The following is an 18,016-nucleotide window of genomic DNA, read 5'->3' as shown; positions in this document are numbered from 1 at the left end:
GGAGACGTAGTGGCAGCGGATGACGGCCGGATGCGGGAAGCGGGCGGTACCTCGCGGCTCGGGAGCCTGTGCGTGAGTCGCATGGGCTTCGGGGCGATGCGACTGGCTTCGGCTTCGCCGTTCAGAGCGGGGCCGAGCCGCGACCGCGCGGAATCCATCGCCGTTCTGCGTCGCGCGCGCGAGCTCGGCGTCACTCACTACGACACAGCCGCGTTCTACTTCTCGCCGCTCCGCTCCGCCAACGAGTTGATCAACGCGGCGTTCCCCGACCACGACGACGATCTCGTCATTGCGACCAAGGTCGGCCCGGCGCGAAACGCCTCGGGCGAATGGATCGAGCCGGCCCGACCGGAGCAGTTGCGCGGACAGGTCGAGGAGAACTTGCGTCAGCTCGGCAGAGACCGGCTCGACCTCGTCTACCTGCGAGTCTTCGGCTCCGGCGCGATCGGGGAACATTTCGAGGCTCTCGCGGACCTGAGGACCGAGGGTTTGATCGGTGAGCTCGGCGTCTCGAACGTCTCGACCGCACAGCTGGTCGAAGCCCTCGGCATTGCGCAGGTGGTCAGCGTGCAGAACCGCTTCGGTCTGGATCAGCAGAGCCCTGAGACCCTGGGCGTGCTCGCGGAGACGACGCGCCGAGGCATCGCTTTCGTGCCGTACTTCGCGTTGGCCGGTACAGGAGGGGAGAGCGGGCGGCCTCACGAGACGGATCCGATCGTGACCGAGATCGCGAACGAACACGGCGCGACGGCGTCGCAGATTCGACTCGCCTGGACCCTCCACCAAGGAGCCAACGTTCTCGCCATTCCCGGCACGGGCGACATGAGTCACCTCGAGCAGAACGTCGCGGCCGCAGCCATCCGCCTCACGACGGAGGACCTGGATCGCCTCGCGCGCGGTCGTGGGCCGAACTGACTCGCGAGTCTGTGCGCGCAGGCTGGCGTCATCCGCCGCACAGAGAACGGGCATCTCAGCCGTTCACGGCGTCGCGCCACTGGAGCAGGCGGTGCACGCTGTCCCAGTCGTAGTGCGGGGCACTGATGGAGAGCGTGTAGAGGCGTGCGCCGAGCGAGTGGAATTCGTCGAGCTCTGAGCGGGATGCCGTGCGGCTGGGTTCCACCGAGATCGTGATCTCGTCGCGGTCGCGACCGACGGTCTCGCACCAGCCGTCCAGCACGCCGAGTTTGTGGCGCAGCGTGTCGGAATCGGAGAAGCTGTGCCAGATATCCGCGTGCTCGGCGACGATGCGCAGGGTCTTGCGCTCGCCGCCACCGCCGATCAGCACAGGGATGTCGCGGGTCGGCGCCGGATTAAGCTTCTGCCAGCGCCGCTTGATGCGCGGCATGGCTTCGGCGAGGGCGTCCAGACGCGAGCCTGCCGTGCCGAACTCATAGCCGTACTCGTCGTAGTCGCGCCGGAACCAGCCGGAGCCGATGCCGAAGATGAGCCGACCGGTTCCGGGCGTCCCGTCCGGCGCGGGCTTCGCGCTGATGTGGTCGACGGTGCGGGCCATGTCGGCCAGCAGGTCCGGATTGCGGTAGCTGTTGCACGTGACGAGCGGGCCGATCTCGACGCGTTCGGTCTGCTCCGCCCAGGCGGCGAGCATGGTCCATCCCTCGAAGTGCAGCCCGTCCCGCTCGCCGGAGAGCGGGTAGAAGTGATCCCAGTTGAAGGCGATGTCGACGCCGAGATCTTCGAGGCGCAGCAGGGTGTCGCGCAGGGTCGGGTACTCGGCGTGCTGCGGTTGCAGCTGCACGCCGATGCGAACGGGGGCGTCCTGACTGGGCACGGTTCTCCTGGTGTTCGAGCGAGCACGGGGGCGCTCGCGGATCGGATGTCTCGACGTTAGCGAGCGCGCCCCGCAGCGTGGGGTCAGCTCGCGACCGGAACGCGGTAGACGGCGGGGTCGAACGTGCCGTTTCGCTCGCGGAACGTGTGCGCGTATCCGGGCCACAGCAGGGCGAGGCGGCCGCTGCGCTCGTCGACGTACCAGCTCGTGCAGCCGCTCAGCCAGACCGTGTCGCGGGCGGCGGCATCGATCGCGGCGACGTAGGCATCCTCGGCGTCGAGTGGGATCTCGAGCGGATCGCCGGACGCTCCGAGGTGGTCGAGCGCACCGAGCACGTAGTCCAGCTGCGCCTCGATCATGTAGACGGCCGAGTTGTGGCCGAGGCTGGCGTTCGGCCCGTCGAGCACGAACAGGTTCGGGAAGCCGTGCACCACGGTGGAGGCGTAGGCGCGCATGCCGTCCGACCAGTGGTCGGCGAGCCGGATGCCGTCCCGCCCGGCCACGAGGTCGGCGAACGGCGGGCGCGTTGCGTGGAATCCGGTCGCGAAGACGAGTACGTCCACCTCGTGGCGTGCGCCGGATTCGGCGACGGCGGTGGAGACATCCATGCGCTTGAGAGCGGATGCCTCGAGCGTCACGTTCGGACGCTGCAACGCGGGGTAGAAGTCGTCGGAGAGCAGCACGCGCTTGCAGCCGATCTCGTAGTCGGGGGTCAGTGCAGCGCGCAGCACCGGGTCCGGCACCTGCGTTTCGCGGTGCGTGCGCGCCCGATCACGAAGCTCACCGATGGCCTCCGGCACGCCGAGTCGCTGCGGGAACGCCGTCTCGGCGTCCCAGAAGATCTGTTCGCGCAGGCGTTGGCGGGCGGCGGCATCCGTCAGCTCGTCGAGCTCGGCCGCAGAGTACGCGCGATCTCCGCGTGGCACCACGTAGGGTGCGCTTCGTTGGAACACCGTGACGTGGCGGGCACAACGCGCAAGCTCCGGCAGCAGCTGCACCGCCGACGCGCCGGTGCCGACCAGCCCGACCCGGGCGTCCGCGAGCGGCAACGTGTCGTCCCAGGCCGCGGTGTGCATGACGGGGCCGCGGAATCCGCCGAGACCGTCGATCGAAGGGATGCGCGGCTCGCTCAGCCTGCCCACCGCGCTCACCAGAACGCGCGCGCGGTACTGGGCGACGGGTGTGGTGACGAGCCAGCGCTCGTCGTTCGCCAGCCAGCGGGCATCCGTGACGGGCTCGCCGAACCGTAGGTGGGGGAGCAGGCCCTCCTCGCGTGCGCACTCGCGCAGGTACTCCTGCAGCTCGGCGCCGCTCGGGTACACGTGCGACCAGTCCGGCTTCGTGCGGAACGAGTAGGAGTACAGGTGCGAGGGGATGTCGCATGCCACGCCCGGGTACACGTTGTCACGCCAGGTACCGCCGACGTCGTCGGCACGCTCGAGGATCACGAACGACTCAGCCGTGCGCTCGTCTGCGGCGCGGCGCTTCAACCGGATGCCGAGACCCAACCCGGCGAACCCGGCACCGACGATCGCGACGTCGACCTCGACCGTCATCCGCCGACCCGCTCGTACGTCGTCGTGCGCTGCACCAGCGGACGTGCCACCTCGTCGGCGATGCGCCGCATGTCCGTCACGGTCAGCACGCGGCCCTGCTCGGGGCCGGCCCACGGCGCGACCTCGCCGTCGATCAGCACGCCGCCCAAGTCGTCGACGCCACCGCGCAGCACCAGGCGCGTGCCGTGGAAGCCGAGCTTCGTCCACGCCGCCTGCAGATGGTCGATCGTTCCGGCGAGCATGAGCCTGGCGACGGCGTGGACCGCTCGCGACTCCCGGAGCGTCGGCCCCGGGCGCGCACCCGCGACCGCGACGGGCGAGTCCTGCGGCACGAACGGCATCGCGATGAACTCCGTGAAGCCGCCGGTGCGTCGTTGAAGTTCGGCGAGCATCCGTAGGTGCGCCACCTGGTCGGTCGCCGTCTCGATGTGTCCGTAGACCATCGTCGCGGTCGAGCGCAGCCCGGCTCGATGTGCCGCCTCAACCGTCGAGATCCACTCGGCGACCGGCAGCTCGCTGCCGCCGGAGAGGATCGCCCGAATGCGGTCGTCGAGAATGCGCGCGCCCGTGCCGGGCACCGTTCCCACGCCAGCGTCGCGAAGCATCCGGAGATAATCCGGCAACCGCATATGGAACCGCGCCGCCCCGTCGAGCAGCTCGACCGGGCGGTAGGCGTGCACGTGCAGCTGCGGCTGGTGAGCATGGATCGCCCTGATCAGGTCCGGATACGCTGATGCCGGCAGTTCGTCGGAGACCAGCCCCTGCACGCAGACCTCCGTGGCCCCGAGCTCCGCGGCCTCGTCCGCCAGCGCCGTGACCAGGTCGAGCGTGAGCGTGCCCTCAGGACGCGTCCTGTCGAGCAGTGACGCGTCGACGTTGCGATTGACGACGTAGGTGATCTCGTCGCCGACGCGCTCGCGCCGCACACCGTTCGCGACAGCGGCCAGCGCCTCGAGCTCGTCGCCGTCCGCGGCCAGCAGCGCGACGTAGTCCTCGTCGTCGAGCCCAGCCGGATCGCGCCGGGCCGCCTCGAGCAAGGCGCCGAGGCCAGCTCCGCCCCCCGCAGTCGGCTCCGCGGGCTCCGGCTGGGGGCGCCAGGGGCGGCCGACCACCGGTGCCGCCTCGTCCGCGAGGCCGTAGTCGTCTGCGAGCGCCCGCAGGTGCGGGAGCACGGCCGGGTCGATCCACGGCTCGCCCTGGCGCACGAAGTGCGGGTGCGCCGTGAGCCGCTCGTGCAGCGCGTAGCCGGCGAGGGCGGTGAGTCGGGCGAGTTCGTCGATCTGCGGCCAGGGCCGCTCCGGATTGACGTGATCCGGCGTGAGCGGACTGACGCCTCCCCAGTCGTCGATGCCCGCGCGGATCAGCAGAGCCAACTCGTCGTGGTCGGTGAGGTTCGGGGGTGCCTGCACGCGGGCATCCGGTCCGAGCACGAGCTTGGTGACGGCGACTGCGGCCGCGTACTCGTCGGCCGCGAGGTCGGGACGGTGCATCATGGCGGTGGCATCCTTCGCCCGGAAGTTCTGAACGATCACCTCCTGCACGTGCCCCCACCTGGCGTGCGAGTCCCTCAGCGCGAACGTCGCGTCGACGCGGTCGCGCACGGTCTCGCCGATGCCGAGGAGCACACCCGTGGTGAACGGGATCTGGGAGCGCCCAGCGTCGTCGATGACGCGCATCCGCACCGCAGGATCCTTGTCGGGCGAACCGAAGTGCGCCTGCCCCTTCTCCGCCCACAGCCGCACCGACGTGGTCTCCAGCATCATGCCCATCGAGGGTGCGACGGGCTTCAACCGCTGCAGCTCGGCCCAGCTCATCACGCCCGGATTGAGGTGGGGGAGCAGCCCGGTCTCCTCGAGCACCCGGATCGCCATCGCCCGCATGTACTCGAGCGTCGACGCGTACCCGTGCTCGGTGAGCCACTCGCGGGCGACCTGCCAGCGATTCTCCGGCCGGTCGCCGAGCGTGAACAGTGCCTCCTTGCAGCCCATCGCGGCGCCCTGCCTGGCGATCTCCAGCACTTCCTCTTCGGAGAGGAACGGCGAGATCCCCGCCTTGGCGAGCTTGCCCGGAGTCTGCACGAAGATGCAGTAGTGGCACCGGTCCTGGCACAGGTGCGTCAGCGGGATGAACACCTTGCGGGAGTACGTGATCACACCCGCTCGGCCTGCTCGCTCGAGTCCCTCGTCGCGAAGGCGGGACGCGATGTCGAGCAGGTTGTCGAGGTCGGTGCCGCGAGCGAACAACAGTGTCTCGGCGTCGTCGTGTGCGGGTGCGATGCTGGCCTCCGCTGCTTCGCGCGCGCGATCCAGCGCCTGCGCCATGCGTTCCTGCGACGGACGCGCCGCGGCCGAGCCGTCCTCCTGCGGCATCGACGAGGTGGCCAGGGAGGCACTCGTGGATGCGCGGCCGCGGGAGGAGACATCGGTAACGGTCAGCTGCTGCGCGGCCACGGACATCCTCTGCATGCATAGCCGTCGTGGGAGCCGATCGGCTGACAGGAACAAGGGAAAAGAGAGATGCGGCCCAAAGCCAAGGCCATACAGCTGATTCGTGGCGAGCCTACTCGCACCGCCCCGGTTACGACCGCGCTCAGCGTCGGGTGAGCCGTACCACGGGGATCACGCGGTCCGTCTTCTTCTCGTAGTCGAGGAATCCGGGGTAGTGGCTCGTGAACTCCTGCCATGCGCTGTCCCGCTCATCGCCGGTCAGCCCGGTGGCGTGCACCTGCACCTCGCCGTCGTCGGGCGTCTCGATCGTCAGATCGGGGTGCGCGAGCAGATTGTGGTACCAGGCGGGGTTGTCCGGGGCGCCGGCCTTGGATGCGGCGATCAGCCAGGCATCCGGCGCCGTTCGCCACGCGGCGACCGGTGTGACACGCTCGACGCCGCTCTTCGCGCCGGTGTGGTGCAGCAGCACGAGGCCGCGTCCGAAATGAGTGACGGTGCCGCCGTTGGCGCGGAACTCGTCGATGATCGGCTGGTTGTAGTCGTTGGGGTCTGCCATGCAGCCGATCGTAGGGACCCTGCCCCGCCCTGGGGCCGGTGTGTCAGCTCATGGCGAGGTCGAGCGCCGCTGCGGCCATCCGCGAGGTCGTCGCAACGTCCCGCATCCACAGCGGTACGGCGCGGGCGGCGAGGCCGGCGGACTCCAGTGCCGGCACGGCATCCGCATCCACCTCGTCGACCAGCCAGCCGTCGAGCAGACCGCCGGAGCGGCGCGCGCCGTAGTGCAGGCCGACCGCCTCGGCGGAGGTCTCGACGCCGATCACGGTGAGGCAGGCATTCGCCATGCCGCGCACCGCGGCGCCGCCGATGATCGGCGACACACCCACGACGCGGGCGGATGTCTCGCGCACCGCGTCCCGCACGCCGGGCACGTTCAGGATGGTCCCGACCGACACGACGGGGTTCGACGGCGGCAGGATGACGACGTCGGCGTCGCCGATCGCCTCGATCACCCCTGGTGCGGCGGTCGCCGACTCGAGCCCGGCCTGCACGAACCCCGTGGCCGGGACGCCGGCCCGATACCGCACCCACCACTCCTCGAAGTGGATGAGCGAGCCAGACGGATGCTCGTCAGCCGCCTCGCCCAGCCGCACGTGCGTCTCCACGGGGGTGTCGCTCATCGGCAGCAGGCGGGCCTGCGGCCGCCATCGTCTGCACAGGTACTCGGTCGCCTCGCTGAGCGTCGCGCCGTCGCGGAGCAGCTCGGTGCGGACGATGTGCGTTCCGAGGTCCAGGTCGCCGAGTGTGAACCAGTCCCAGCCCTTGCCGTATGCGGCGATCTCGCCGGAGACCCGCCGCGTCTCGTCGTCGCGTCCCCAGCCCTGCTCCTCGCTGATGCCTCCGCCCAGGGTGTACATCACGGTGTCGAGATCGGGGCACACCCGCAGCCCGTTCAGCGTCATGTCGTCGCCGGTGTTCACCACGACGGTGACGGCCACGGTCGAGCCGCCGTCCCCGTCGGGGTAGGCATCCTTCAGGTGGGCGAGGAGCCCGCGGGTGAAGCGGGCGCCTCCCACGCCGCCGGCCAGAACGGTCACGCGCTGCAGATCGGTCATGGAACCCAAGTCAATCAGGCTGCTGCGTGCGCCGAGCCGCCATCGCCTCGTGCACGACGGCCCAGGCATCCGCCACCTCGCCTACGTGGCCGAGCTTGTCCGGGTTCAGCACGGTGCGGATCGCCTGCACCCTGCCGCCGAGCACGTCAAGGCTCCACGTGTTGAGCACCCGGCCCTCCCGGTCGCGGAAGACCGCGCCAGGGCCGCCGTTGAGCTCGCGCCGTTCCACGACGCCTCCGATGCCGCGGAAAGCCTCATGGATGGCGACCAGCGCCCTGGCCACGTTGTCGTCACCGAACATGCCGCGGCCCCAGTTCGGTGCCTTCCCTCCGCTGTCGCTGACGAGCTGCACGTCGGCGGTGAGCAGCTCGCGCAGCGAGTCGACGTCACCGTCGCGCAGCGCATCGAAGAACCGGTCGGCGAGGGCGTCACGGGCGACGCGATCGGTCTCGAAGCGGCGACGACCGGCATCCATGTGCGCTCTGGCTCGCACCGCCGCCTGACGGCAGGCGGCCTCGGAACGGCCGACCGCCGACGCGACCTCGGCGAAGCCGAAGCCGAACACCTCGCGCAGCACGAACACGGCACGCTCCAGCGGACTGAGCCTCTCGAGCAGCAGAAGGGCCGCGGTCGACAGCGAGTCGGCGAGCTCCGCCGCCCGCTCCGGATCCTCGTACGGATCGCTCAGCAGCGGCTCCGGGAACCACGGGCCGACGTACGACTCTCGCTGAACCCGCGCCGAGCGCAGTTCGTCGAGGCACAGCCGGGTCACAACGGTCGACAGGTACGCCTTCACGGAGTCCGGGCGCGCATCGGATGCCTGGAACCTCACCCACGTCTCCTGCACGGCGTCCTCCGCTTCCGAGACGCTCCCCAGTAGCCGGTACGCGATCGAGAACAGCAGGGGACGCAGCGACTCGAACTGCTGAACGCGGTCGTCCGAGGTCACCGCGAAGCTTTCGCGAGACTCGACGACGCGAGCTCGGCGCGGAATCCCTGCCGCCACGACGGGTACTTCAGCTCCCAGCCCAGCTCGCGCTTAGCCTTCGCGTTCGAGAACGCCCTGCCCTCGGTCATCATGACCACAGCCTGGTCCCCGGCGAGCAGTCGCGCCAGCCACACCGGCACCCGCATCGGCGGCTTGGCGCCGGCACACTCCGCCAGGTACGGCAGCCAGTCGCGCGCGGGCGCCGGCTCATCGTCCACGACATTGAACACGCCGTCCACGCCCCGCTCGATCGCGAGCGCGGTGGCGCTCGCCGCGTCGTCGAGGTGGATCCAGGAACTGTGACCACCGCCGTCGCCGACCAGCGGGTACTGCCGCTTGCGGATCAGCTCGACCTGATCGTCCGTCGCGCCCGGCCCGTAGAGCGCGCCGTAGCGCAGCACCGCGCCGCCGGCATCCAGAACCCGGTTCTCCACGTGCTGCAGCGCCCGCAGTCCCGCCTCGGACGCGGTCCCCGGCATGAGGTTCAGCGTCGTCTCCTCGCTCTGCACGGGCGGACCGGCCGGGTCGCCGTTCCAGCTCGCGTAACCCTGCGCCACGATGCGGGTCACGCCGGCGGCCCGAGCTGCGGCGAGCAGATTGTCCGTGCCCTCCGTGCGAAGCCGGTTCGTGCCGGCGAACCACCGGTCGGGATGCTTGATGTCCGGCTTGCCCGCGTGCGCGAACGAGATCGCGGTCATCTCGTGTGCGATCGCATCGGGCCGTGCGGCGACGATCGCCTTTCGCACGGCATCGGCATCGAGACCGGCCATGACGACGCCCTCGGCGCCCAGCTTCTGCACTAGCTCGAGCTTCGACGCACTCGTGGTGGAGGCGACCACCTCGTGTCCCCGCGCCACCAGCAGCGGAACCAACCGCGTGCCCAGCACACCGCTTCCACCTGCCACGAAGATCCGCATGATCCACCCTTCTCGGCCCGGCGCTCTGCCTGCCTCATGCTCTGAGACGAGACAGCGGCGCCGGTTGTGACATGCGAGGCGAGGGAGGAGACGGCTGCGCCAGAATCGACGCATGCCATCGCCGCGCACGTCGTCCCCGGTTCGCGTCGTGCGGGCATCCGTTGCGTGGTTCTCGCGAACCCGGTTCTTCCGAGCCGTCGGGCCGAGCGTCATGCCGCCGCTCGAGCGCGCAATGGCGTTCATCAGCCGCGGCAGAGTGCAGTTGAGCGGCCTCCTCGTGCCGTCGCTGGTGCTGCGCACGACGGGTGCGAAGAGCGGCCTCGAACGGGAGACGACGCTGATGTACTGCCCGGAACCGAACGGACGGATGCTCGTGACCGGCAGCAACTTCGCCCGCGACGCGCATCCGGCCTGGACAGCGAACCTGATCGCGCATCCCGACGCGGTCGCCGTGGTGCACGGCAGGCCGATCCCCGTGAAGGCGCAACTCATCGGCGACGACGAGCGTGAGGACGTCTGGGCCTATATTCAGCGTCAGTGGCCGGGGTACCGCGGTTACGAGCGCGCGAGCGGGCGAGTGCTGCGCATCTTCCGGCTCACGCCCACGACCGAAGACTGAACTCGCGCCAGGGCCGGAGGTCAGCGCGCTACTTCAGCAGCCGCGACAGCACCCGGTCGGCGAGCGGCTTGCCGCCGGTCTGGCAGGTCGGGCAGTACTGGAACGTCGAGTCCGCGTAGATGACCTGCCTGATGGTGTCGCCGCACACCGGGCACGGTTCGCCCGTTCTGGCATGCACGCGCAGGTTCGACTTCTTCTCGGCCTTCAGCTCGGATGCCTTCAGACCGTCCGCACGCTCCAGCGCGTCGCGGAGTGTCGACTGGGTCGCCTCGTACAACGCGTGCACGTCGTCGGCCGGCATGTTCGCCGGCTTGAACGGCGACATCTTCGCGGCGTGCAGAATCTCGTCGGAGTACGCGTTGCCGATGCCGGCGATTCTCGCCTGGTCGCGCAGCACGCCCTTGATCTGAGCCCGGCCGGCGGCGGCGAGGATGCCCGCGAAGACCTCCTCGGTGAACTCCGGTGCCAGCGGGTCGGGTCCGAGCCGCGCGATGCCCGGCACCTGAATGGGGCTGCGAACCAGGTAGATCGCGAGGCTCTTCTTCGTTCCCGCCTCGGTGATGTCGACGCCCGATCCGTCGTCGAGCACGAGTCGTGCGGCGAGCGGGCCGGCGCTCCGACCGCGTGGGCGGGCGGCGGGCACCGGCGCAGCCTCGCGCCAGCGGATCCAGCCCGCCCTGGCGAGGTGGACGATCAGGTGCAGCTCGTCAGGCGCCGACCCGCCCTCGCCCTCAGGCACCACCGTGACGTCGAGGAACTTGCCGTGCCGGCCGACACCGGCCACGAGCATCCCGTGCAGGGCCGATACCGGCGGGTCGAAGGTCTTCAGCGCGGCGAAGGCGGTGATGTCGAGCCGGTCGATGACATGCCCGTGCAACCGGCTCTCGAGATCGGCGGCCAGTGCATGCACTTCGGGCAGTTCGGGCACCCGACCAGTCTGCACCGCACTGGCGACATCTGCACCGCACTGGCGACCCAGGGCGAGAACCGCTCAGCTCAGGATGTCCTTCGTTGCGAACCTGCCGTACGCCAGGCATCCGAACACCACGATGTATCCCAGCTGAAGCACGGCGTTCTGCCCGTACGAGTCCCACACGATCGGATCGCGCAACAGGTCGCCGAAACCGAGCCAGTAGTGCGTGAAGAGCCAGGGATGCAGCCAGTCGAGTTGCGGGAGCTGGTCGAGGATCTGCGACACTCCGGCGAGCACGACCGTTGCCGCCATGGCGCCCACCGGAACGGTCGTCAGTGTCGAGATGAACAGGCCGATGGCACCGAGGCCGAGCAGGGAGATCGTCACGTATCCGGCCATCAGCGCTGTGCGCACGAAGAAGCCGCCGGCGTCGACGGTGTCGCCGGAGAGCAGGGTGACCGGTCCGATCGGGAACAGGAGCGCTCCGATGCCGATGCCCGCCAGCACGATCACGACGGTGGCCGCGAGCGAGAACGCGACAACGCCCGCGTACTTCACGACGAGGAGGCGGATGCGACCGGCCGGCGCGACAAGCAGGTAGCGCAGGGTGCCGAGCCCGGCCTCTCCGGCGATCGTGTCCCCGGCCACGACTCCGAGCGTGAGCGGCAGGAACAGCGGGATGCACACCACGAGCGCGGTGAATCCCACGAAGAGCCCGTTGTCGGTGATGGATCCGAGGAAGGCGGGTCCCCGTCCGCCGGACCCGGCGTGCGTGATGCGCACCACGATGGCGATCAGGACGGGAACGGCGGCGAGCGCAACGAGCATCGCGATCGTGCGGCGCCGACGGAACAACGTGCCGAGCTCGGACCCGAGAAGCGCGAACGGACGCAGGTGCGCCGTCTCCGCCGCGGGCTCCGCCCTCGCCGGCGTCTCGGCCGGCGCCCCCAGCCCTGTCGCCTCACCCTGCGACATCGAACCCCTCCCCGGTCAGTGCCACGAATCGGTCCTCGAGCGACGGCGACGTCACCTCGAACCCGCGCACGCGAACGCCGGCGGAGACCAGTGCGGCGACCAGATCCTCGGCCGCGGTGTCCGCGTCGAGAGTCGCCGTCACAGTCTCCCCGGTAACCGACGGATCCAGCCCGCGCCCGGCGAGTACGGACGCCGCCGCACGGGCATCCGGAGTTCGGACCACGGCCTCCCTGCCGCCGGTGGCCCGCAGCTCCTCCAGGGAACCGGATGCGACCAGCCGGCCCGCGCGCATCACCGCAACGTGGCTGCACAGCTGCTCCACCTCGCTCAGCAGGTGGCTGGAGACGAAGACCGTCGCACCCTCGTCGGCGAGCCGACGGATGAGCGAGCGCACCTCGCGCGTGCCCTGCGGGTCGAGCCCGTTGCTGGGCTCGTCGAGCACGAGCAGCTCCCGCTCGCGCAGCAGCGCACCGGCCAGGCCGAGCCGTTGCTTCATGCCGAGTGAGTAGGCGTGCGCCTTCTTGTCCGCGGCGTGCGTCAGTCCGACACGATCCAGCGCGTCCGCGACCCGATCGCGCCTCGTGCTGGAGACCGACCTCGGGTCGGCGGCGTCGAGCCTGCTGAGGTTCGCTCGTCCGGTGAGGAACGGGTAGAACGCCGGACCCTCGACGAGAGCACCGACTCGGGGGAGCACGGTGGCGGATGCTCGTGGCATCCGTTCTCCGAGCAGCTCCACCTCGCCTGCGTTCGGCGCCGTCAGCCCGAGCAGCATGCGGATCGTGGTCGTCTTGCCCGACCCGTTCGGACCGAGGAAGCCGTACACCGACCCGCGCGGAACCCGCAGCTCGAGGCCGTCGACCGCGACCTGACGTCCGAATCGCTTGGTCAGCCCGGTGCTGGCGATCGCGAGTTCGGGCGCGCCGCCGGGAACGCCGCTGGCCGGCGCGGCCGTCGTTCCGGGCGCCGCGCCGACCGACGTCACTTGGCCGCCGACTCGAGCGCGCTGAGCGGAACGGCGCCCGCGTACACGCGTCCGTCCGAGGTGATCAGCACCGAGAACAACGAGGTCTGAAGGCCTCGGCCACCGTCAACGGACTGGGTGAGCTCGTTCAGCAGGTGCGACTGACCGGCAGTGAGGCTGGACATGCCGGCGCCGAGCGATCCGGCCGGAACGGCCACGATCGAGGTCCACCCGGAGCCGATGATGTTCGGGCGCTCGAACGAGCCGGGCACGCGGTTGTCGGGATGCGTGGCGTGCGAGCCGTGCGACGGCAGCGACTTCTGCGTCACCTTCGCACCCTTCGGCGGAGTGAACGTGAAGTTCGACGCGGCCGGCGTGCCGAAGTCGACGCGCGTGAACGCGACGGACACCGCTGACGTCTTCTGCCCACGCGCGTCGATCTCGGCGGCCAGTGGCACTCCGGTCTTCGTGTCGACGGACAGAACGGCCTTGCCGACGAGCGTGCCGGTCGTCTTCGGCGTGATCGTCAGCTGCCACACGTCGTGCGAGGCCACCGAGCCCTTCGAGACGGTGAGCGTCGACGTCTTGCTCGCGTTCTGCACGAGCTTGTCGGCCAGGCTCTGCGGGGTGGCGGTCGGTGTCGCGGAGGCCCCGTCTTGGGACGCCGTCTTCGACGGCAGCTTCACGTGCAGGGCCTTGTTCGTCTTCGAGTCCCACGTCCACAGGTCGGTGCCGTTGCGCACGACATCGCGCTCAGCGAGGCTGTCCAGCACCTGGATGCGCTGCTTGCTCTGACCGTCGACGTAGACCTGCGCCTTGTGCGACGCCGTCAGCAGCTCCAAAATGCTCGATGCCTGGGCGTTCGACGATCCGCTTCCCGCGCTGCCCATCGCACCCGACGGGAGTTCGGGCAGTCCGAGATCACTCGACTGGGTGATGCTGCCGGAGTAATGGGCATCCTTGGCCTTGGCCATCAGCGCGAGCACCTGCGCCGCCGACGGGGTGGACGTGCGCGCCTCGCTCAGCCCGCTGGCGAAGGCGGGAGCCGCCACGGCACCCGCGACCACGACCGGCGCCACGACGGCCGGCAGCCACTTCAGAAGTCTCTTCATCACGAATCTCCTCGCGGAATCCTTGAGGGTGGGCCCTGAGCGCCAGGCTAACCCCCGAATGCTCCGACCTGGCTGGGACGATCCATCACGTTTCCGGCGACACGCTTCCCAGCAGACCGGCCATCGCCAACGCGTCGTATGGAGCGAAGCCCTTCGCGTCGTTGTCGAAGTAGACGTAGATGTCGCGATCGGCGTCATCCGCCGCGGACTGCCGCAGCATCCGGTCGGCCCAGACCCTCAGCGACGTTTCGTCGTATCCGCTGGTGTAGAGCTCCTCACCGCCGTGCAGCCTCGCGTACACGAACCCGGCCGTCGGCTCATCGAACACCGGGAAGCGTCCGGCGGAGTCCGCCAGCACCATGGCGACACCGTGACGGCGAAGGATGTCGGCAGCCCGAGCATCCGCAAAGCTGGAGTGACGAGGCTCCAGCGCGTGCAGTATCGGTGCGTCCGCCCCGGCTGCGAGGTCGCTCAGCGACGGCACCTCCACCCGCTTCACCTTCTCGTCGTGCCTCACGGCGAGCTCCGCCGCCTCGCGCATGGTCGACGGCAGCAGCGAGCAGAAACCCAGGAGCAGCTCGGCGTCGAACTCGACCCGCTCGGGCCGCTGCCACAGCACAGGACCCAGCTTGTCGCCGAGCAGCAGAACTCCCGACGCGAAGAAGTTCGCCATCGCCTGTTCGATGCCGCGCAGGCGCAGCATGTGGGTGATGTAGCGGCCGCCCTTCACCCCGAACACGAAGCCGTCGGGCGTCTCGTCGTGCCAGCGCCGGTACGACGTCGGCCACTGCAGCGAGTAGAAGGACCCGTTCAGCTCGACCGTGTTCATCCGAGTCGCGATGTATGCGAGCTCGTCCCTCTGCCGAAGGCCCTTCGGATAGAAGTCGCCCCGCCACGACGGGTACCGCCAACCGGAGGTGCCGACGAACGCTCGAGGGCTCATCCGTCCAGTCTGCCCGCGCATGCCCGGCAGCGCTCGGGGTGGACCAAGGGATGCTCGGGCACAATGAAGGAGTGGCGCGCGGGCTTCTGATCATCGACGTGCAGAACGACTTCACCGAGGGAGGCGCCCTCGGTGTGGCCGGGGGAGCCGCGGTCGCGGCCGGAATCACGCGGATGCTCGCCGGAAGCGGCGACAGGTACGACCTCGTGGTGGCCTCCAGGGACTGGCACAACGCGGACGACGACAACGGCGGCCATTTCGCCGCGGCGGGCGCCGAACCGGACTTCGTCACCACCTGGCCGGTGCACTGCGTCGCCGGCACGTCGGGCGCCGAATACCACCCGGCCCTGGATGCCGGCCGCGTCGACGTGCACATCCGCAAGGGGCAGGGCGTTCCGGCGTACTCCATCTACGAGGGCACCTCGGACGACGGCGCCGGTCTCAGCGACGTGCTCGATGCCGCCGACGTGCGCGAACTGGATGTCGTCGGAATCGCGACGGACTACTGCGTGCGGGCATCAGCGCTGGACGCCCTTTCCGACGGGCGGGATGTCCGGGTGCTCGTCGACCTCGTGGCCGGCGTCTCATCGGACTCGAGCGAGCGCGCTCTGGAGGAGCTGCGCGCCGCCGGAGCGAAATTGGCTCGCAGCGACGACAAATTGGCTCGCAGCGACGACTGAGACGCTCGAGGCGAGCCTCGGGGCGGCTAGTGGCTGCCCTCGATCGCGTGGTGCTCGGTGTCGACGATCGCGGCACGCTCGGGGTGCGTCTTGCGCGTGTGAGCATCCTTCGCGGCGTCGTAGAAGGCCCACAAGCAGAACAGCCCGAAGATCACCGCGCCTGCAGCGAAGACCAAGTACTCCACGGAACGCTCCCTCTCGTCGTGCCCGAACCCAACCTTATCGTGGGCCAGGGCCGTGTCGCGCGCTCAGGACACCCCGGGTCCGTACGTTCCCACCGTCGAGTAGATGACGTTGAACACCATGACCACCTTGATGACCACCAGCACGATGATGATGACGAACACGGCGATCATGCCCCAGATCGGCCACATCGTGTCCGTCCCGCCTCGGCGACGCGCCACCACGGTGCGACCGATCACGTAGACCGGCTGGCCGAGGAACGTCCAGGCCCAGTGGAAGGGGCGCACGAAGCCGCGCCTCTGAAGCTCGCGCCAGTCGAAGTAGGCGAACATCACGCTGAGCCCGTAGATCACGAGGCCGAGCACGTCGATCAGGAGCACCTCGATGACGAATCCGCTCAAGGCGGACGAGAAGCGGGAGACGTCACCGCTGCCCGGGGTCGATCCGGAGGCGCTCAGCGCGATGATCGCACGGAAGTACGCCGTGAAGTCGACGAACATGTAAGCGATCGCGGTGAGCAGCGGAAGCCCGACGACGAGCCAGATGGCCCAGGTGTGTGCGGATGTCCCGGGCTTCACGGGCGGGAACGCCGCAGCGTCCGGGGTCGCCCCTGCGTAGCCGCCCGAAGCGTACGCGGGAGCCGGGGTCGGGGCGTAGGTCGGTTGCGTCGCCGACGGCGGGTATGCCGGCTGCGAGGGCCGAGCGTAGCCGGGCTGCGTGCTGGTCGGGTGCCGCGCCGCGGGCGGACGGGCATCCTGCCCGGCGTCGTACAGCGGCTGAGGCGCAGGAACCGCAGGGCGGGAGTGCTCTGTCCACCGCGCGCCGTCCCACCACCGCTGCCCGCCCGGGTTGTTCGGGTCGGGGTCCGGATACCAGGCCGGAGGTGTCTGATGCTGGTTGGGGTCGGTCATGGGTGTTCTCCTGCGTCGCGTGTGCCCTGCCAGGGGCACGCCGTGAGCGTAGCGCAACCGATTAAGACTGCTCCAGCGGCCGGCTCTGCAGTGGCCATGCCTACGATGGGGCGATGGCCGGTGGCACCAGCAGCGAACCGATGACGACGGGATCCACACGCGCCGACATCTGGGTCTGGTCGGTGCGTTTCTACAAGACGAGGTCGCTGGCGACCGCCGCGTGCAAGGCCGGACACGTGAAGGTCAACGGTGAGCGCGCGAAGCCCGCGCAGATCGTGCGGGTCGGTGACGAGGTGCGCGTGACGACCGATCGCGAGCACATCGTTCAGGTGCGCGGCATCCTCACCAAGCGTGTCGGCGCGCCCATCGCGCAGGCGGCGTACCTGGACCGCACGCCGGCGCTGCCGCCCCGAGTCGAGCAGCCTGCAGCGGTCATCCGCGAGCGCGGCGCCGGCCGTCCCACGAAACGCGATCGCCGGGAACTCGAGCGGCTCCGCGGGCGCCATTGAAGGTGTTACGACGACGCCGGGAGAGGCGCCGCCGCGAAGAAGTGCCAGCCCAGCCACCACCAGAACAGCACGAGCGTGATGCGCACGGCCCGCGACGTCATCACCCGGTCGAGCAGCGTGCCGAAAGACGCGAGCCGGTCGGGCACCCGCCACGCGTACCAGGCGAGCACGATGCCGAAGACACCGACCGAGACGAAGCCGGCGATCGTGATGATGCGGGTCACGGATGCCTCCCTCTGCGCAGAAGCGCCGCCCCGCCCAGGATCCACAGCGTCGCGCAGACCGCGCGGCCGATCGGGTTGGCGACGATCGGATCGATGAGGTCGGAGAGCACTGGATGGTCCCACTCGGCCTGCGGAGACGGCATGGCGAGGAAGAAGTGCAGCAGTTCCCACAGGCAGAGGAAGACGCCGGCGCACGCCCACAGCACGGCTGACCTGACGGCGGCACGCCGCAGCGCCTCCGCCTGCTCGACGGATCGTTCAGCCTCGGTGTCTACCGGGTAGATGTCGTCCCCGCGCCAGCTCACGATCACGGCCGTCGCCCCGATCACGCACACCACGACGAGGTCGGCGACGCTCCACTGCGGCGCGAGCGTGATGACCGCGACGGCGAGCACGCCGAGCACTATCTGCACCGTCAGGTTCACGCGCGGAAGCGGATAGCGGTCCAGTCGGCGCAGCCAACCCGCGGCATCCGCCAGCAGTGCCACACCTGCCGCGAGGAAGAACGCGCCGTCGATGGGCGCACCGCGGTAGATCTGGAACGATCCGCAGATCAGGAGGATGGCGATCCACCACCAGTCCAGGCGCAGGCGCGCACCGAACCGCGCTCGGCGGGTGCGGGCATCCCGCAGCCGGCCCTTCTCCGGCCGCCGTGACGAGGACCGACCGGCCACGA

Annotated in this window: 20 protein-coding genes; 4 read left to right on the top strand and 16 right to left on the bottom strand. The window is 69.8% G+C overall.

The window, feature by feature from the left end:
* Positions 1–9 precede the first annotated feature (9 nt).
* Positions 10–915, top strand: coding sequence for an aldo/keto reductase (locus ACTHNC_RS19115; RefSeq protein ID WP_440296220.1), 906 nt, complete (start codon positions 10–12; stop codon positions 913–915).
* Positions 916–970: 55 nt separating this feature from the next.
* On the opposite strand, the gene ACTHNC_RS19110 is transcribed toward ACTHNC_RS19115, so the two are convergent.
* From ACTHNC_RS19110 to ACTHNC_RS19080, 7 genes are all read right to left on the bottom strand, one after another.
* Complete coding sequence (locus ACTHNC_RS19110; protein ID WP_440296219.1) at positions 971–1,789, bottom strand: LLM class F420-dependent oxidoreductase; 819 nt, start codon at positions 1,787–1,789, stop codon at positions 971–973.
* Between the two features lie 83 nt (positions 1,790–1,872).
* The gene (locus ACTHNC_RS19105) at positions 1,873–3,345 is read right to left on the bottom strand and encodes a flavin-containing monooxygenase (RefSeq protein WP_440296218.1); all 1,473 of its coding nucleotides are present in this window, start codon (positions 3,343–3,345) and stop codon (positions 1,873–1,875) included.
* Positions 3,342–5,795 carry a 7,8-didemethyl-8-hydroxy-5-deazariboflavin synthase CofG gene (cofG, locus tag ACTHNC_RS19100; RefSeq protein ID WP_440296217.1) on the bottom strand — a complete coding sequence of 818 codons (2,454 nt, stop codon included), beginning with the start codon at positions 5,793–5,795 and terminating at the stop codon, positions 3,342–3,344. Before cofG ends, ACTHNC_RS19105 begins: the two co-directional genes overlap by 4 nt.
* Before the next feature lie 139 nt (positions 5,796–5,934).
* The gene (locus ACTHNC_RS19095; protein WP_440296216.1) at positions 5,935–6,348 is read right to left on the bottom strand and encodes a nitroreductase/quinone reductase family protein; all 414 of its coding nucleotides are present in this window, start codon (positions 6,346–6,348) and stop codon (positions 5,935–5,937) included.
* A gap of 43 nt (positions 6,349–6,391) precedes the next feature.
* Positions 6,392–7,405 carry a 2-phospho-L-lactate transferase gene (gene cofD, locus ACTHNC_RS19090; RefSeq protein WP_440296215.1) on the bottom strand — a complete coding sequence of 338 codons (1,014 nt, stop codon included), beginning with the start codon at positions 7,403–7,405 and terminating at the stop codon, positions 6,392–6,394.
* 10 nt (positions 7,406–7,415) lie between these two features.
* Positions 7,416–8,354, bottom strand: coding sequence for an RNA polymerase sigma-70 factor (locus tag ACTHNC_RS19085; RefSeq protein ID WP_440296214.1), 939 nt, complete (start codon positions 8,352–8,354; stop codon positions 7,416–7,418).
* The gene (locus tag ACTHNC_RS19080) at positions 8,351–9,310 is read right to left on the bottom strand and encodes an NAD-dependent epimerase/dehydratase family protein (protein ID WP_440296213.1); all 960 of its coding nucleotides are present in this window, start codon (positions 9,308–9,310) and stop codon (positions 8,351–8,353) included. The genes ACTHNC_RS19085 and ACTHNC_RS19080 overlap by 4 nt, the downstream gene beginning before the upstream one ends.
* Before the next feature lie 112 nt (positions 9,311–9,422).
* Here ACTHNC_RS19080 and ACTHNC_RS19075 point away from each other — a divergent pair, with 112 nt between their 5' ends.
* A complete protein-coding gene (locus tag ACTHNC_RS19075; RefSeq protein WP_440296212.1) occupies positions 9,423–9,929 on the top strand; it encodes a nitroreductase family deazaflavin-dependent oxidoreductase in 507 nt (168 codons plus the stop codon).
* Between the two features lie 28 nt (positions 9,930–9,957).
* On the opposite strand, the gene ACTHNC_RS19070 is transcribed toward ACTHNC_RS19075, so the two are convergent.
* From ACTHNC_RS19070 to ACTHNC_RS19050, 5 genes are all read right to left on the bottom strand, one after another.
* Positions 9,958–10,857: a DNA-formamidopyrimidine glycosylase family protein gene (locus ACTHNC_RS19070; protein WP_440296211.1), complete on the bottom strand. Its 900-nt coding sequence runs from the start codon at positions 10,855–10,857 to the stop codon at positions 9,958–9,960.
* 63 nt (positions 10,858–10,920) lie between these two features.
* The gene (locus ACTHNC_RS19065) at positions 10,921–11,817 is read right to left on the bottom strand and encodes an ABC transporter permease (protein WP_440296210.1); all 897 of its coding nucleotides are present in this window, start codon (positions 11,815–11,817) and stop codon (positions 10,921–10,923) included.
* Entirely contained in the window at positions 11,804–12,799 is a 996-nt protein-coding gene (locus tag ACTHNC_RS19060; protein WP_440296209.1) for an ABC transporter ATP-binding protein, read from the bottom strand. The genes ACTHNC_RS19065 and ACTHNC_RS19060 overlap by 14 nt, the downstream gene beginning before the upstream one ends.
* Positions 12,796–13,890, bottom strand: coding sequence for a LolA family protein (locus ACTHNC_RS19055; protein ID WP_440296208.1), 1,095 nt, complete (start codon positions 13,888–13,890; stop codon positions 12,796–12,798). The genes ACTHNC_RS19060 and ACTHNC_RS19055 overlap by 4 nt, the downstream gene beginning before the upstream one ends.
* A gap of 85 nt (positions 13,891–13,975) precedes the next feature.
* Positions 13,976–14,833, bottom strand: coding sequence for a DUF72 domain-containing protein (locus ACTHNC_RS19050; protein ID WP_440296207.1), 858 nt, complete (start codon positions 14,831–14,833; stop codon positions 13,976–13,978).
* Positions 14,834–14,904: 71 nt separating this feature from the next.
* Here ACTHNC_RS19050 and ACTHNC_RS19045 point away from each other — a divergent pair, with 71 nt between their 5' ends.
* Entirely contained in the window at positions 14,905–15,513 is a 609-nt protein-coding gene (locus ACTHNC_RS19045) for an isochorismatase family protein (protein ID WP_440296206.1), read from the top strand.
* A 26-nt stretch (positions 15,514–15,539) separates the two neighbouring features.
* Here ACTHNC_RS19045 and ACTHNC_RS19040 read toward each other — a convergent pair whose 3' ends face one another.
* Both ACTHNC_RS19040 and ACTHNC_RS19035 read right to left on the bottom strand, forming a co-directional pair.
* Positions 15,540–15,698 carry a hypothetical protein gene (locus ACTHNC_RS19040; protein WP_440296205.1) on the bottom strand — a complete coding sequence of 53 codons (159 nt, stop codon included), beginning with the start codon at positions 15,696–15,698 and terminating at the stop codon, positions 15,540–15,542.
* A 63-nt stretch (positions 15,699–15,761) separates the two neighbouring features.
* On the bottom strand, positions 15,762–16,607 hold the full coding sequence (locus ACTHNC_RS19035; RefSeq protein WP_440296204.1) for a DUF2510 domain-containing protein: 846 nt from the start codon (positions 16,605–16,607) through the stop codon (positions 15,762–15,764).
* Positions 16,608–16,720: 113 nt separating this feature from the next.
* Here ACTHNC_RS19035 and ACTHNC_RS19030 point away from each other — a divergent pair, with 113 nt between their 5' ends.
* Entirely contained in the window at positions 16,721–17,116 is a 396-nt protein-coding gene (locus ACTHNC_RS19030; protein WP_440296203.1) for an RNA-binding S4 domain-containing protein, read from the top strand.
* A gap of 5 nt (positions 17,117–17,121) precedes the next feature.
* Here ACTHNC_RS19030 and ACTHNC_RS19025 read toward each other — a convergent pair whose 3' ends face one another.
* Together ACTHNC_RS19025 and ACTHNC_RS19020 are read right to left on the bottom strand one after the other, a co-directional pair.
* Positions 17,122–17,340: a DUF6186 family protein gene (locus ACTHNC_RS19025; RefSeq protein WP_440296202.1), complete on the bottom strand. Its 219-nt coding sequence runs from the start codon at positions 17,338–17,340 to the stop codon at positions 17,122–17,124.
* Complete coding sequence (locus tag ACTHNC_RS19020) at positions 17,337–18,014, bottom strand: hypothetical protein (RefSeq protein WP_440296201.1); 678 nt, start codon at positions 18,012–18,014, stop codon at positions 17,337–17,339. The genes ACTHNC_RS19025 and ACTHNC_RS19020 overlap by 4 nt, the downstream gene beginning before the upstream one ends.
* Between the last annotated feature and the right edge of the window lie 2 nt (positions 18,015–18,016).

Origin of the sequence: Humibacter sp. (genome assembly GCF_051954055.1) — a bacterium.
Lineage (GTDB): Bacteria > Actinomycetota > Actinomycetes > Actinomycetales > Microbacteriaceae > Humibacter.
This window is presented reverse-complemented; position numbering and strand designations above follow the sequence as displayed.